At 65.3% G+C, this 13,299-nt stretch carries 13 protein-coding genes; 8 read left to right on the top strand and 5 right to left on the bottom strand.

The window, feature by feature from the left end:
* Nucleotides 1-5: 5 nt before the first annotated feature.
* A complete protein-coding gene (gene sthA, locus AC0L4C_RS01405) occupies nt 6-1,418 on the top strand; it encodes a Si-specific NAD(P)(+) transhydrogenase (RefSeq protein WP_473401736.1) in 1,413 nt (470 codons plus the stop codon).
* On the opposite strand, the gene AC0L4C_RS01410 is transcribed toward sthA, so the two are convergent.
* Nucleotides 1,415-1,825 carry a hypothetical protein gene (locus tag AC0L4C_RS01410; RefSeq protein WP_473401737.1) on the bottom strand — a complete coding sequence of 137 codons (411 nt, stop codon included), beginning with the start codon at nt 1,823-1,825 and terminating at the stop codon, nt 1,415-1,417. The two genes, sthA and AC0L4C_RS01410, sit on opposite strands and share 4 nt — an antisense overlap.
* Before the next feature lie 122 nt (nt 1,826-1,947).
* On the opposite strand from AC0L4C_RS01410, the gene AC0L4C_RS01415 reads away from it, so the two are divergent.
* Both AC0L4C_RS01415 and AC0L4C_RS01420 read left to right on the top strand, forming a co-directional pair.
* Complete coding sequence (locus AC0L4C_RS01415; RefSeq protein WP_473401738.1) at nt 1,948-2,148, top strand: hypothetical protein; 201 nt, start codon at nt 1,948-1,950, stop codon at nt 2,146-2,148.
* 57 nt (nt 2,149-2,205) lie between these two features.
* A complete protein-coding gene (locus AC0L4C_RS01420; RefSeq protein WP_473401739.1) occupies nt 2,206-3,450 on the top strand; it encodes an aminopeptidase in 1,245 nt (414 codons plus the stop codon).
* A 217-nt stretch (nt 3,451-3,667) separates the two neighbouring features.
* Here AC0L4C_RS01420 and AC0L4C_RS01425 read toward each other — a convergent pair whose 3' ends face one another.
* From AC0L4C_RS01425 to AC0L4C_RS01440, 4 genes are read right to left on the bottom strand one after another with little or no spacing between them, the layout of a single operon-like run.
* Nucleotides 3,668-4,396 (bottom strand): TfuA-like protein, encoded by a 729-nt coding sequence (locus AC0L4C_RS01425; RefSeq protein ID WP_473401740.1) that lies wholly within the window; start codon nt 4,394-4,396, stop codon nt 3,668-3,670.
* Nucleotides 4,390-5,577, bottom strand: a complete 1,188-nt coding sequence (locus AC0L4C_RS01430; protein ID WP_473401741.1) for a YcaO-like family protein — start codon at nt 5,575-5,577, stop codon at nt 4,390-4,392. Before AC0L4C_RS01430 ends, AC0L4C_RS01425 begins: the two co-directional genes overlap by 7 nt.
* A 33-nt stretch (nt 5,578-5,610) precedes the next feature.
* Complete coding sequence (locus AC0L4C_RS01435) at nt 5,611-5,814, bottom strand: hypothetical protein (protein WP_473401742.1); 204 nt, start codon at nt 5,812-5,814, stop codon at nt 5,611-5,613.
* A gap of 22 nt (nt 5,815-5,836) precedes the next feature.
* Nucleotides 5,837-7,783, bottom strand: coding sequence for a hypothetical protein (locus AC0L4C_RS01440; RefSeq protein WP_473401743.1), 1,947 nt, complete (start codon nt 7,781-7,783; stop codon nt 5,837-5,839).
* Between the two features lie 236 nt (nt 7,784-8,019).
* On the opposite strand from AC0L4C_RS01440, the gene AC0L4C_RS01445 reads away from it, so the two are divergent.
* From AC0L4C_RS01445 to AC0L4C_RS01465, 5 genes are all read left to right on the top strand, one after another.
* On the top strand, nt 8,020-8,457 hold the full coding sequence (locus AC0L4C_RS01445) for a Ros/MucR family transcriptional regulator (protein WP_473403581.1): 438 nt from the start codon (nt 8,020-8,022) through the stop codon (nt 8,455-8,457).
* Nucleotides 8,458-8,599: 142 nt separating this feature from the next.
* Entirely contained in the window at nt 8,600-9,190 is a 591-nt protein-coding gene (locus tag AC0L4C_RS01450; RefSeq protein ID WP_473401744.1) for an ANTAR domain-containing response regulator, read from the top strand.
* Between the two features lie 9 nt (nt 9,191-9,199).
* Nucleotides 9,200-10,405 carry a CmpA/NrtA family ABC transporter substrate-binding protein gene (locus tag AC0L4C_RS01455; protein ID WP_473401745.1) on the top strand — a complete coding sequence of 402 codons (1,206 nt, stop codon included), beginning with the start codon at nt 9,200-9,202 and terminating at the stop codon, nt 10,403-10,405.
* Between the two features lie 357 nt (nt 10,406-10,762).
* Nucleotides 10,763-12,160, top strand: coding sequence for a CmpA/NrtA family ABC transporter substrate-binding protein (locus tag AC0L4C_RS01460; RefSeq protein ID WP_473401746.1), 1,398 nt, complete (start codon nt 10,763-10,765; stop codon nt 12,158-12,160).
* Nucleotides 12,161-12,220: 60 nt separating this feature from the next.
* Complete coding sequence (locus tag AC0L4C_RS01465) at nt 12,221-13,297, top strand: ABC transporter permease (protein WP_473401747.1); 1,077 nt, start codon at nt 12,221-12,223, stop codon at nt 13,295-13,297.
* Nucleotides 13,298-13,299 lie beyond the last annotated feature (2 nt).

A 13,299-nucleotide genomic window follows, 5' to 3' on the forward strand; every position in this document is an offset into this window, starting at 1 on the left:
AGACCATGGAAAAATTCAATCTCGTCGTGATCGGTTCGGGTCCGGCAGGCCGGCGGGCCGCCATTCAGGCGGCCAAGCTGGGCAAATCGGTGCTCGTGGTCGAGAACCGGCTGCGCGTCGGCGGGGTGTCGGTGCATACCGGCACGATTCCGTCCAAGACGCTGCGCGAGACGGTGCTCAACCTTTCGGGGTGGCGCGAACGCGGCTTCTACGGTCTCGCCTATCGGGTCAAGAAGGATATCGAGGGCAAGGACCTCGGGGCGCGGCTGCGCATGACGCTGGACCACGAGATCGACGTGCTCGAGCATCAGTTCGCGCGTAACGGCGTGCGCACGGTGGCGGGCAAGGCGCGCTTCCTCGATGCGAGCCGCATCGCGGTCAAGAATGGCGGCGATGGCGAATATACGTTCGAGGCCGAGAACACGGTGATCGCGGTGGGCACGGCGCCCTACCGGCCCAAGCATATCCCGTTCAACGAGACGAGCGTGTTCGACAGCGACAATGTCGCTTCGGAACCGAGCGTCCCCAAGAGCCTGACGGTGGTGGGTGCCGGGGTGATCGGGCTGGAATATGCGACGATCTTTTCGGCCATGGACGTGCCGGTGACGCTGGTCGAACCGCGCGAGCAGTTCCTCGAATTCATCGATCGCGAGATCATCGAGGAGTTCGTGCACGAGCTGCGCAAGCGCGGCATGCAGCTGCGGCTCGGGGTGAAGGTCGATGCTGTCGAGCTCGATGCGCAGGGCTGGGCGGTGTCGACGCTCAGCGACGGACGCCGCATCCGCACCGAGATGCTGCTCTATGCCGCCGGACGGGTGGGCGCCACGGCCGGACTGGGGCTCGAGACCTGCGGCATCGAGGCGGACGACCGCGGCCGGCTGAAGGTCGACCCGAAGACGTTCCAGACCAATGTGCCCAATATCTACGCGGCCGGCGACGTGATCGGCTTTCCCTCGCTGGCCTCGACGTCGATGGAGCAGGGCCGGATTGCCGCCTGCCACGCCTTCGGCGCGCCGATGCCGCCGGCGCCGGAATATTTCCCCTATGGCATCTACGCAGTGCCGGAGATTTCAACGGTCGGCATGACAGAACAGGAAGTGCGCGACAAGGGCATCGCCTACGAGTGCGGCATTGCCCGCTTCCGCGAGACGTCGCGCGGGCACATCATGGGCCTGCAGGCCGGGATGATGAAGCTGATCTTCTCGCTGAAAACACGGCGGCTGCTGGGCGCCCATATCATCGGCGAAGGGGCCACCGAACTGGTCCATATCGGCCAGGCGGTGCTCAACCTGAAGGGCACGGTCGACTATTTCGTCGAGAACGCCTTCAACTATCCGACGCTGGCCGAGGCCTACAAGATCGCAGCGCTCGACGCCTTCAACCGCATGCCACCGCGGGCGATCGTGCCCGCCTCCTAGAAGAAGCCGCGCAGGAAGGCGGCGGCCGCGTCGGAGAGACCGACAACCTTGTCGGTGGCCTGGCGGTAGTACTTGAAATTGAGCTCGGTCTCGGGTCGTCCGTCGGACCAGTTGGTGAACGGCTTCAGATCGGCGCGACCCAGCGGACGGGTGGCGCGGGCGATGATCCTCAGGCTGAGGTTGATGAGCGGCGTCTGCCGCTCGAGGTCGACGGTTTTCGGTACGGACGTGACCGTGGTGGCCACGGACGTCGCCAGCAGGCCATGCCCGCCTTCGTTCTCGCTGTGGAAGATGAAGACCTCGTCGCCGATGGCGAGGAGCTTGCCGCCATACATGGTCTTCTGGCGTTCGAACACGAAGCTGTCGGCATCCGGATCATCGATCGCGACCTTGATGGCGTAAGGCATGCCTGCACTCTCCTGCCCCGCTCATCTTGTAATCCTGCCGCGGCGCCAATTCCATGGCCCCGTGTCGAATCCCGACGACCTCCGGCGACCATCCGGCAGATGCGTCGCGGAAGGATACGAGGATGGACGAGATGGCCATGCGGGCGCTGGAGAAGGGGTGGGCGCTGGGCCCCGGAACGCCGGTGAAGACCCTGCCGGTGGTGCGGCGCGCGCGCCGCCAGCGGGTACGGCGGCGGCTGCCGCGTGCATCGCTGCTCCTGGCGGCGATCTTGCAGGCGACAGGGGAGCGGGCAATTGCGCTGGCGGCGCGCCTCGCGCACTAGAAACGGCCGGCGCGGCTCGCTAGGTATGGGGCAATCGCACTTCAGGAAGGCTGCCCCATGACCAAATCGCCGATCGACGCCGCAAAACTCGACAAGCTCGCCGAGGTTGCCATCAAGGTGGGGCTGCGGCTCGAAGCGGGACAGGACCTGGTGATGACCGGCCCGTCGAGCGCGCTGCCGCTGATCCGCAAGATTGCCGAGCATGCCTACAAGGCCGGAGCCGGCGTGGTGACGCCGATCATTTCGGACGAGGAAGTGACGCTGGCGCGCTACCGGCACGCCAATGATGCGAGCTTCGACAAGGCGGCCAACTGGGTCTACGAGGGCATGGCCAAGGCCTTTGCCGGCAATGCGGCGCGGCTGGCGATCTCGGGCGACAATCCGATGATGCTGGCCGGCCAGGACCCGGCCAAGGTGTCGCGGGCCAACCGGGCCAATTCGGCAGCCTACAAGCCGGCGCTGGAAAAGATCACCGGCTTTGACATCAACTGGAACATCGTCGCCTACCCGACGCCGGCATGGGCCAGGCTGGTGTTTCCCGACGACGCCGAAGAGGTGGCGATCGAGAAGCTGGCAAATGCGATCTTCGCGGCGAGCCGCGTCGATGTCGCCGACCCGATCGGGGCGTGGGCCGAGCACAATGCCGAACTGCAGCGGCGCTGGACCTGGCTGAACGGCCAGGCCTTCTCGGCGCTGGCCTATAACGGGCCGGGCACCGATCTGGTGATCGGTCTGGCGGACGGGCACCAGTGGAAGGGCGGCGCAAGCCAGTCCAAGAACGGCATCACCTGCAATCCCAACATTCCGACCGAGGAAGTGTTCACCACGCCGCACGCCATGCGGGTGGACGGGCATGTGTCGAGCACCAAGCCGCTGAGCCATAATGGCACGCTGATCGACGGCATCCGGGTGAAGTTCGAGGGTGGCAAGATCATCGAGGCCAAGGCCGACAAGGGCGAGGACGTGCTCAACAAGGTGATGGACACCGACGAGGGCGGACGGCGCATCGGCGAGGTGGCGCTGGTGCCGCATTCATCGCCGATCAGCCAGTCGGGCGTGCTGTTCTACAACACACTGTTCGACGAGAATGCCGCCAGCCATATCGCGCTGGGGCAGTGCTACGCGGATTGCTTCATCAACGGCAAGTCGCTGTCACCGGAGCAGATCCGGCAGCAGGGTGGCAATATGAGCCTGATCCACATCGACTGGATGATCGGCTCGGACAAGATCGATATCGATGGCATCAAGCCCGACGGCAGCCGCATTCCGGTGATGCGTCAGGGCGAGTGGGCGAACGCCTGAGCGCTTGCACGAGACGAGGACGGCCGGCGCTGCGAACGACAGGCACCGGCCGTCAAGACTCCGAGACAGGCGGCGGACCGGAGGTCGGCAAGGCGGGCCCGAAATTCCCGCCAAGCCCCGTCTCGATCCAGGCAGCCGTGCGTCTTGAGGAGGTCCATCAACGTTACGGCCAGCCGGTCCACCTGCCGCGGAGCGGTCCATTAGGAACGCACGACCGTTATGCCAGCGTGATCCGGGGAGCGGCGCGTAATTCGGCCAGCCGCCGGCGCCACATCGGACTGTCGTGCAGCGTGAAATCGGACGGGTCGGTGCGGCTGTCGGGGAGGTCACGCAGCTGCGCGACAAGCTCGAGCGCGTCGAGCCGCTTCTGCGGTACACGGTGCGCTTCATAGGTGGCGATCAGCGCGTCACGTCGCGCCGAGAGCGACGGCGGCACCAGCGTTTCAACGGTGCGGCTGCCGAAGAAGACCGTCCTGGCGTGGGCGAGGATGCCGTGGCGTTCGTCCTCGCTCAGCAGACCCAGCGCGTCGAGGCGGGCGAGCGTTGCCTCGACATCCACCATCGGCTCGGTGAGCGGCTGGTAGCCGAGTTCGGCCGGGGCGTGGACGAGGCCGACATCGGCATCGTCGTCGCGGCTGCCGTCGAGATAGCTGCGGGCGATGGGGCCGACGGCCTGCATGCCGTAGGCGGCGCATTCGGCGGCCCGCAGCGCGCCCATGGAGGAGGCGCCGAGCACCCGGACGCCGGACGCCAGCGCAAAGAGAATTTCCTTGTGCCAGACAGCGGCCACTGCATCGAAAAGGCCATCGACGAGGCCAATGGCGGTGGCGCCGTCGAGCACGGCACCGGCGAGGTCGCCATGGGCGGCGGGCGGACGCAGCTGGATGGTGCCGAGCTCGGGGGCGGTACCGGCGAGGCTCGGGCCGGCAAAGAGAACTTTCACCATAGGCCGAGCATGGCGCCGGTGGCACGCGGGCCGGGGCGCCAGTGCCGGTTGGTGGAGCGATCCTCAAGGCCGTGGGCGAGCAGCCGGACCACCGAAATGCCGGCGCCGGTGCCGCCGAGGGGAAAGGCCGCGATGCTGGTGATGCCGGCGCCGACCAGCTGCGCCTTGGTGTGCTCCAGCAGGGCCGTCAGCGAGCTGCCCATCGGCAGGCCGGCGGGCGGCGGGCGCGGCGTGGTGGCACGCAGCGCTGCCAGCGACTGCAACGAGGCGCTGAGGCGCTGCTGGTATTCGGCCGGATCGAAATCGTCGCGGCCGCCGGCAATGTTGGAAATGCGGGTCTGCGCTGCCTCGGTGATGGCGCGGATGGCGGCGCGTGCCGCGACGGGGTGGCAGCCGCAGCCGGCCGCAAGATCGAAATGGCGGGTCGGCAGCTGATCGGCGGGCGCGATCAGGGCAAAGATCACCGGAATGCCGATGGAGGTGGTCTGGTCAAACAGCGTCAGGCGCAGGCCGGCGCGCTCGATGCGGGCTACCAGATCATCGATCAGGGGGTCGGCAAAGCTGGCGGCGGGCAGCTCGGTGGCAGCGGCGGCGGCGTCGGACTTGAACAGCCACAGCGTGGTGGCATCGCGCTCGATCAGTTCGCAGAGCGCGTGGAAGGTGGCCTCCTCCTCGGTATTGCCCGAAGCGAGGCCGTTGGTGGACTGGCTGAAGCCGGAGAGGGCGTCGGCGCCGCCGATGCGCAGCGCGTCACGTGGTGCCAGCACCGGGGCGTTGGAAAAGAGGTCCCTGCCCGCGAGCCAATCGAGCTCGAGAGTGTCGGACAGAGGCTCCTGTGGCGGCAACCAGGGCGTGATGTCGAAGAGACTGCAGCCGGCGGCCTGCAGGGCTGCGGCGGTGGCGCGACGGGGCGCCGGTTCGGGCGCCTCGGCGATGGCGTATTCAACGGCCTCCATGATGGCCGAGGCAGTAGCAGCGGCGTCGTCGGTGCCCTTGCCCATGTTGACCGCGAGGGTGCGTGAATTGGGCCGGATGGCGGCGAAGCAGGGAATGCCAATGCTGTCGAGGCCGGTCTGCCGGGCGATGCGGGTGATGCCGTAGTCGCGCAATCGCGGACGCATCAGCGACACGGTGTCGAGCGGCAGCCGTGTCCTGTCCGAGTAGGACTGCGCCGGCGGCAAAGCCGGCGCAGGTTGTGTGCTGGTGGGCGAGATTTACGCGTAGAACCAGCGGCCGGACGCGACGTCGCGCGTGTCGGCGGCGATGGCGAGGTCGACGCCCTTGAGCGAGCCTTCGCGCAGTTCGCCGCTGTCCTTGAGCGCGGTCGAGTTGGCATCGACCGATGACACCGTCATGGTCTGGGTATCAACAACGAGCAGGTCCGTGGAGTTCTTCTGTCCGATGATTACGTAACGCATAGTGTGGCCTCCTTTTGCCCTCTTACTTGAAGCCTGCCCTACGCAGGCCCTCAATGTAGAGATCGACGTCAGCCGGGTTCCGCATCGGCAGGCGCCGCGCCCAGCTGGCAATGGAAAAATCGGGTTGCAGTGCGAGAGCCCGAAGCCTGTACTGGCGCGCCATATCCTTGTCGCCGTCCATGGCGGCGGCGGCGGCCATGAGCCGCAGGGCCGGCTCCTGGTTTTTCATGCGCTGCAGCACCACGATGGCGTCCTGCCATTGATGCTCGAAGTAGTTGATCCCGCCGAGACCCCACCAGTACTCATCGGGCGGAATGGGGTTGAGCAGCAGCGCCGCCTCCATCTTTTCGCGCGCGGCGCCGAAGTCGGAGTTGTGGGTCAGGGTATCGGCGTAATCGGCCAGGATATCGGCGTGGCTGGGGGCGTAGCGCTCGGCCAGGGCAAACTGGTGCAGACTGTCGTCGAGGTCGCCGACGAACAGCGCGGCGCGCCCCAGTTCGCGGTAGCCGTTGCCGTCGAAGGGATCGAGGGCGATCGAGCGCTCGGCATGCAGTGTCGCCTTGTCGAGCAAGGTGTTGTCGGCCCCCGAGCGGAGCACCCATTCGACCACATAGCTGCGCGCCATGGAGCTTTCGGCAATCGCCAGTTCGGGCGCCAGTTCGGCCGACACGCGGAAGGACTTGCGGGCCTTGCGCACGCGCGGCAGGTCGAAAGTGCGCAGATCCTGACGGCCGGAGAGATAGTGGGAATAGGCCGTCGGGTCGCGGCTGGTGCGCTCGATTGCCAGTTCGGCGGCCTCGACGCGATCGGCCAGGCTGCCGGCAATGCCGTTGACCAGATCGCGGTAGCGGGCGGGGGCATCGGCGACGGCGAAGCGGAACTTGTCGGTCCAGATGATTTCCCGTCCGGACGTGCGGATCAGGCGGACGGCGAGGCCGAGCTGACCCGACGACTCGGCGGCGCGGTCGATGGCGACGCGGCTTTCGACGGCGTAGTCGATCTGATGCGAGCGGATTTCGTCGATGGCCGAGAACGGATCGAACTGCCAGGCCGAGTGCGGTGCGATCACGGTGAGGGAACGCAGCCGGCACAGGCTGATGGTCACATCCTCGATCAGCGCCGGCGCGATATGCTTGGGCGTGTCGTTGCGGCCGAACTCCTGCAATGGCGGCAGCAGGACGATGCGCGGCACCCGGGCATGGGCGGCAACAAGCGTCGTCCGCGGCTCGGCCGGCACGGCACGGTTCTGGGGCGCGGCGGCAACGGCCGGCGGATTGAGCAGCGCCAGCGTTTCCGGCTCGGGCTCGACGCGCAGTGCCGACCACAGGCGCGCGCGAAAGGCGGCCAGTATGGGGCCGACGGCGAACTCGTCGCCCATCTGGCGCGCCAACTGCATCTGCGCCTGACAGATCTGGTCGGAATAGGGCTGGATATCGGCCAGGCGTGCCAGCGCCTGATCGGCGGCCGGTCCGCCGAGGCGGAGCGCCGTGCCGCAGGCATGCGCGACAAACTGGTTTTCGATGCGGGTGCGCTCGGTTTCGATCCAGCGCGAGAGATCCTCGGCCGACCGGGTGAGTCCCTCGAGCAGGCCACCGCGATACATGCCGATCAGGCGCAGGAACTCGGCCGCGTCGGTGACGGTGCGCACCCGCTGGATCTCGACGAGGTCCACGCGTACCGAGTGGCCCAGCGAAATGTAGGTCGCATCAGCTTCGAACAGTTCGAAGCCGCCACGCGCCTCATGGCCGCGGGTGTTTAACAGCACCTGCCGAAGGTTTGTGCTGGCCTGCGAGGCGTTGGCCGATTCCCAGAGCCGATCGGCGACGGCCTGGCGGCGCGCCTTGCCCCGGTATTCAAGATGAAGCAGCGCCGCGAGAGCAAACGCCTTCTGTCGTAACTCTACAACCCCGCCATCCGGCAGGCGAAGCTGTGGGATGCCCAGCAGTTGCAAGGATGGTGTGTGCCGCATCACGCCTGAAAATCTTGAAAATAGGATTGGCAACAATAGAAAGAGCCAACTTGACTAAGTAAAGGAAAAATCGCACAAGACATAACGGTCACATAACGAATGGCCGGTTTGACAGGCGATCGCATAACGCATGTGAGTTGCGAGAAGCTTGTTCGTTGGGGAAACGTGACGCTCGTGGCTCGTTGAGGCTGGGTGTCTGACAATGCAGCAGACGAAGGAAGGGTTTTGCTTTGGCAATGCAGATTGGATCGTCAGGAAATATTTCGAGCGCGCAGGCCGCGTCCGATCATGAACTTGTCGGATTGAGCGCAGACATAGTTTCCGCCTATGTCGGACACAATGCACTGAGTGTATCGGACCTTCCGAAACTGATATCGGATGTCCACAATGCTTTGCGTGGACTTAAGAGCGGCGCTGCATCTATTGCCCCGACCGAGTTGAAGCCGGCCGTTTCGGTACGAAAGTCAATCGCTCCCGACTATCTGATCTGTCTCGAGGACGGCAAGAAATTCAAATCCCTGAAGCGCCACCTGCGCACGCATTATGATCTGTCGCCTGAGCAATACCGCGAAAAGTGGGGCCTGCCCGCCGACTACCCGATGGTCGCGCCGAGCTATTCCGAAACCCGCTCACGACTCGCCAAGGACAACGGACTCGGGCGCAAGGCAAAGTAGCCAAAGCGCTTGCATCTGAGCAAACGGCCGCCACGGGCGGCCGATTTGTTTCTGTCCCCAGATTTTTTGATGCCGATTTTTGCATCCATATTATGCGTGCGGGCCGATTGCACGATTGTTGGGCACTTCGTACACATTGGTCATGCCGCCACGTGACCTCAGCATTCTGATCATCGACGAGAATCGCATCCGGGCCGCCATCATCGAAGATGGGCTGCGCGAGGCCGGGCACGAGCGCGTCACGGTGCTGCACGAGGTCAATGAGGTGGCGCGCAAGATCGAGGCGATCGCGCCCGATGTGGTGGTCATCGACCTCGAGAACCCCAACCGCGACCGGCTCGAACATTTCTTTTCGCTGTCGCGGGCGCTGGAGCGGCCGATCGCCATGTTCGTCGACCGCTCGGACGGCGGCGAAATCGAATCCGCGGTGGCGGCAGGCGTGTCTGCCTATGTCGTGGACGGGCTGCGCAAGGAGCGGGTGAAATCCATCCTCGACATGGCGATCAGCCGATTCAATGCCTTTGCGCGATTGAAACGCGAACTCAAGGATGTGCGCGGCGAACTGGAAGACCGCAAGATCGTCGAACAGGCCAAGGGCATCCTGATGCGCACGCGCAGCATGGATGAGGCAGCGGCCTATACCCTGCTGCGCAAGACAGCCATGAACCAGAACCGCAAGATTTCCGATGTCGCGCAGAGCCTGCTGACAGCGGCGAAACTGCTGGAGCCTTAGGAGCATCCCATGGCAGACCTCGTTCCGATTACCGCCGGTTTCCTCCCCCTGCTCGACAGCGCCATCCTGATCGTCGGCCGGGAGAAGGGATTTGCCGCGGCCGAAGGCATCGACCTGACGCTGATGCGCGAGACCTCCTGGGCCAATATCCGCGACCGCATTGCGGTGGGGCATTTCGACGTGGCGCATATGCTGGCGCCGATGCCGATCGCAGCGTCGCTGGGGCTGACGCCGATCAATGTGCCGCTGGTGGCGCCGATGGCGCTGGGACTGGGCGGCAATGCGGTGACACTCAGCCTCAAGCTCTGGAAACTGCTCGACGCGCCGGGCAATCTCGACGCCAGAGAGGTCGGCGCGGCGCTGGCCAGGTTCGTGGGCGCGGCGCCTCAGAAGCTCCGCTTCGGGGTGGTGCACCCCTATTCGGGGCACAATTACGAGTTGCGGTACTGGCTCGCCGGCAGCGGCATCCATCCGGACCGGGACGTGGAGATCGTCGTGCTGCCGCCGCCGCTGCTACCCGATGCGCTGAGCAGCGGCGCCATCGACGGCTATTGCGTCGGCGAGCCGTGGAACAGCGTCGGCGTCGATGCCGGGACCGGCCGGATTGCCACGGTAAAGGCAGCGATCTGGCGGTCGAGCCCGGAAAAGGTGCTCGGCGCGACCGAGACCTGGGCCGCACACAACCCCGACCACCTTGCGGCTCTGCTGCGGGCGCTCTACCGGGCTGCCGAATGGTGCGGCCAGACCGACAACCAGCATGAGGCGGCCGACATCCTGTCGCGTGGCACGTATCTGAACATGCCGGCCGAGATCCTGGTGCGCGGCCTGTCGGGGCAGCTCGAGATCGCTCAGGAGGAGAGCGCCACGGTCGAGGACTTCTTCATTGCGCACGATCGCGCCGCGACCTTCCCGTGGGCGAGCCATGCGCTGTGGTTCTACAGCCAGATGGTGCGCTGGGGACATGTGCCGCATACGGCCAGGAATGCGCAGCTGGCCGAGGCGAGCTTCCGGCCTGATCTCTACCGGGCGGCCATCGCGCCGCTCGGGGTGCCGGTGCCATCGGCCAATGCCAAGGTCGAAGGCGCGTTCGAACGGCCGACGCCGGTCGGGGTAACGCGGGGACAGATGCTGCTCGGGCCGGACGGCTTTTTCGATCGCCGCACTTTCGATCCGGCGCTGCTCGACAGCTATATCGAGAGCCAGATCGCGCCTTGATCAGTCGTTGTGCAGTTCGATGTGTTGCACAGTTCTTCATCACATTGGCTGACATGTAAGCCGTTCCAGCCAAGGGCAGCGGACGCCGCAGTCCGGAAGCTTTTTCGTAAGGCATTGAATCGGCTGCGCTTCGGCTTCCACGATCGACTTGGCACGCTTCATGCAATGTCTGGATCGAAGCGAGAGATCGCGAACACTTCGGTGCCCAAGGGCGGGCGCTCCCCAACAGGCAAGGCTGCCAACAGGTCTGCAAACGGCTCGAAACCGTCTGCGCTCCTGCTGGCAGCCTTGTTTTTTGTGGAGCGTCGAGGGGCGCCAGCAGGCGCCGAAGTGATGTGTGTGCAACCGGAGACGACCATGACCTCTACTCCCCTCCCCAATCGCCGTGCCGTGCTGAGACTGTCCGCCGCCCTGCTCGCCCTCACGGCAGGCGCCCTGCCCGCCATGGCCGAGATGCTGGACCTGGAAAAGGACGAGCTGAAGTTCGGCTTCATCAAGCTGACCGACATGGCGCCCCTCGCCATCGCCTACGAGAAGGGTTTTTTCGAAGACGAAGGGCTCTATGTGACGCTGGAGCCGCAGGCGAACTGGAAGGTGCTGCTGGACGGGGTGATCTCGGGGGCGCTGGACGGGGCGCACATGCTGGCCGGCCAGCCGCTGGCCGCCACCATCGGCTATGGCACCAAGGCGCATATCGTGACGCCGTTCTCGATGGACCTCAACGGCAACGGCATCACGGTGTCCAATGCGGTGTGGGAAAAGATGAAGCCGCACCTGACCATGGACGCCGACGGCAAGCCGCAGCATCCGATCAGCGCTGCCGCGCTCAAGCCGGTGGTCGACGAGTTCCATGCCGAAGGCCGGCCCTTCAACATGGGCATGGTGTTTCCGGTCTCCACCCACAATTACGAACTGCGCTACTGGCTGGCGGCCGGCGGGCTGAAGCCGGGCCTCTACTCGGAGAGCGACACCTCGGGCCAGATCGGCGCCGACGTGCTGCTCTCGGTGACGCCGCCGCCGCAAATGCCCTCGACGCTCGAAGCGGGCACCATTGACGGCTATTGCGTGGGCGAGCCGTGGAACCAGGCCGCCGTGTTCAAGGGCATCGGCGTGCCGGTGATCACCGACTACGAGATCTGGAAGAACAACCCGGAAAAGGTGTTCGGCATCACCGCGGAATTCGCCGAGCAGTATCCCAACACCACGCTGGCCGTGACCAAGGCGCTGATCCGCGCGGCGCAGTGGCTGGACGAGAACGACAATGCCAACCGGCCCGAAGCGGTGAAGATCCTGTCACGCTCCGACTATGTCGGGGCAGACGAGGAAGTGATCGCCAACTCGATGACCGGCACGTTCGAATACGAGAAGGGCGACAAGCGCGACATCCCGGATTTCAACGTGTTCTTCCGGCACTTTGCCACCTACCCCTATTACTCCGATGCCATCTGGTACCTGACGCAGATGCGGCGCTGGGGCCAGATCGCCGAGACCATGCCGGACGAGTGGTATCTCGAGACCGCCAAGTCGGTTTACCTGCCGGCCGTCTACGAGCAGGCGGCGCAGATGCTGGTCGACGAGGGCAAGATCGCGGCCGCCGACGTGCCATTCGGCACCGACGGGTTCAAGGCGCCGACGGCCGAGTTCATCGACGGCGTCAGCTACGACGGCCACACGCCCAACGCCTATATCGACAGCTTCGCCATCGGCCTGAAGTCGGGCGAGACGGTGTCGGGCAGCGACGTCGTCAAGCCGTAAGCCAAATCCGGCCGCTGCGCCTGCAGCGGCCGCCTCCCCTCCTTGATAGCGGAACCGATCATGAGCCTCGCGACCGACATTTCCGACAAGCCAGTGAGCAAGACGCGCGAGCGGATCTTTGCCGGCATCAACCGTGCCTCGGTGTGGCTGACAGCCCTCGGGCTGGGCTGGCTGACGCCGATCTTCAAGATCGCTGCCGGCGACAATCCCAAGGAACAGTTGGGCGCCTTGCGGGACACGCTGATCATCCCGCTGCTCGGCATCGGGCTGTTCGTCGTCGCCTGGGGGGCGCTGGCGCCGCAGGTGCAGACATCGCTGGGCGCGATCCCCGGACCGGCACAGGTGCTGGAACAGGCGCAGGTCCTCTGGGGCGAGCATCTGGCCGAGCGGGAAAAGGAAGTCGAGTTCAACGCCCGGCAGGACACGCGGAATGTCGAGCTGGTGGCTGCCGGCGAGAGCGACAAGGTGAAGGTCCGCGCCTATACCGGCAAACCGACCTTCATCGACCAGATCTTTACCTCGCTTAAGACCGTCGGCCTCGGCTTTGCCATCGCGACGCTGATTGCGGTGCCGCTGGGGATTGCCTCGGGACTGAGCAAGTCGATCAACGGCGCGCTCAATCCGCTGGTGCAGCTGTTCAAGCCGGTGTCGCCGCTGGCCTGGCTGCCGATCGTCACGATGGTGGTGTCGGCCGTCTATGTCGATGCCACCGACGCCTTCCCCAAGGCACTGGTGATCTCGGCGGTGACGGTGACGCTCTGCTCGCTGTGGCCGACGCTGATCAACACGGCGCTGGGCGTGGCCTCGATCGACAAGGACCTGATCAATGTCGGCAAGGTGCTGCAGCTGTCGATGACCACAACGATCCGCAAGCTGGTGCTGCCATCGGCGCTGCCGCTGATCTTTACCGGACTGCGGCTGTCGCTCGGTGTTGGCTGGATGGTGCTGATCGCCGCGGAAATGCTGGCGCAGAATCCGGGGCTGGGGAAGTTCGTCTGGGACGAGTTCCAGAACGGCTCCTCGAACTCGCTGGCGCGCATTATGGTGGCCGTGCTGACCATCGGGATCATCGGCTTCCTGCTCGACCGCGTGATGTTCGCGCTGCAGACGGCCTTCACCTACTCGCAGACACGGTGACC

The organism is Devosia sp. J20-27, from assembly GCF_055808595.1.

Excerpts from the sequence above, each read along its gene's own strand:
- AC0L4C_RS01425 (WP_473401740.1), bottom strand. The coding sequence starts at position 4,396 with ATGGTGAAAGTTCTCTTTGCCGGCCCGAGCCTCGCCGGTACCGCCCCC.
- AC0L4C_RS01410 (WP_473401737.1), bottom strand. The coding sequence starts at position 1,825 with ATGCCTTACGCCATCAAGGTCGCGATCGATGATCCGGATGCCGACAGC.
- sthA (WP_473401736.1), top strand. The coding sequence starts at position 6 with ATGGAAAAATTCAATCTCGTCGTGATCGGTTCGGGTCCGGCAGGCCGG.
- AC0L4C_RS01435 (WP_473401742.1), bottom strand. The coding sequence starts at position 5,814 with ATGCGTTACGTAATCATCGGACAGAAGAACTCCACGGACCTGCTCGTT.
- AC0L4C_RS01440 (WP_473401743.1), bottom strand. The coding sequence starts at position 7,783 with ATGCGGCACACACCATCCTTGCAACTGCTGGGCATCCCACAGCTTCGC.
- AC0L4C_RS01460 (WP_473401746.1), top strand. The coding sequence starts at position 10,763 with ATGACCTCTACTCCCCTCCCCAATCGCCGTGCCGTGCTGAGACTGTCC.
- AC0L4C_RS01445 (WP_473403581.1), top strand. The coding sequence starts at position 8,020 with ATGCAGATTGGATCGTCAGGAAATATTTCGAGCGCGCAGGCCGCGTCC.
- AC0L4C_RS01415 (WP_473401738.1), top strand. The coding sequence starts at position 1,948 with ATGGACGAGATGGCCATGCGGGCGCTGGAGAAGGGGTGGGCGCTGGGC.
- AC0L4C_RS01450 (WP_473401744.1), top strand. The coding sequence starts at position 8,600 with ATGCCGCCACGTGACCTCAGCATTCTGATCATCGACGAGAATCGCATC.
- AC0L4C_RS01420 (WP_473401739.1), top strand. The coding sequence starts at position 2,206 with ATGACCAAATCGCCGATCGACGCCGCAAAACTCGACAAGCTCGCCGAG.
- AC0L4C_RS01455 (WP_473401745.1), top strand. The coding sequence starts at position 9,200 with ATGGCAGACCTCGTTCCGATTACCGCCGGTTTCCTCCCCCTGCTCGAC.
- AC0L4C_RS01465 (WP_473401747.1), top strand. The coding sequence starts at position 12,221 with ATGAGCCTCGCGACCGACATTTCCGACAAGCCAGTGAGCAAGACGCGC.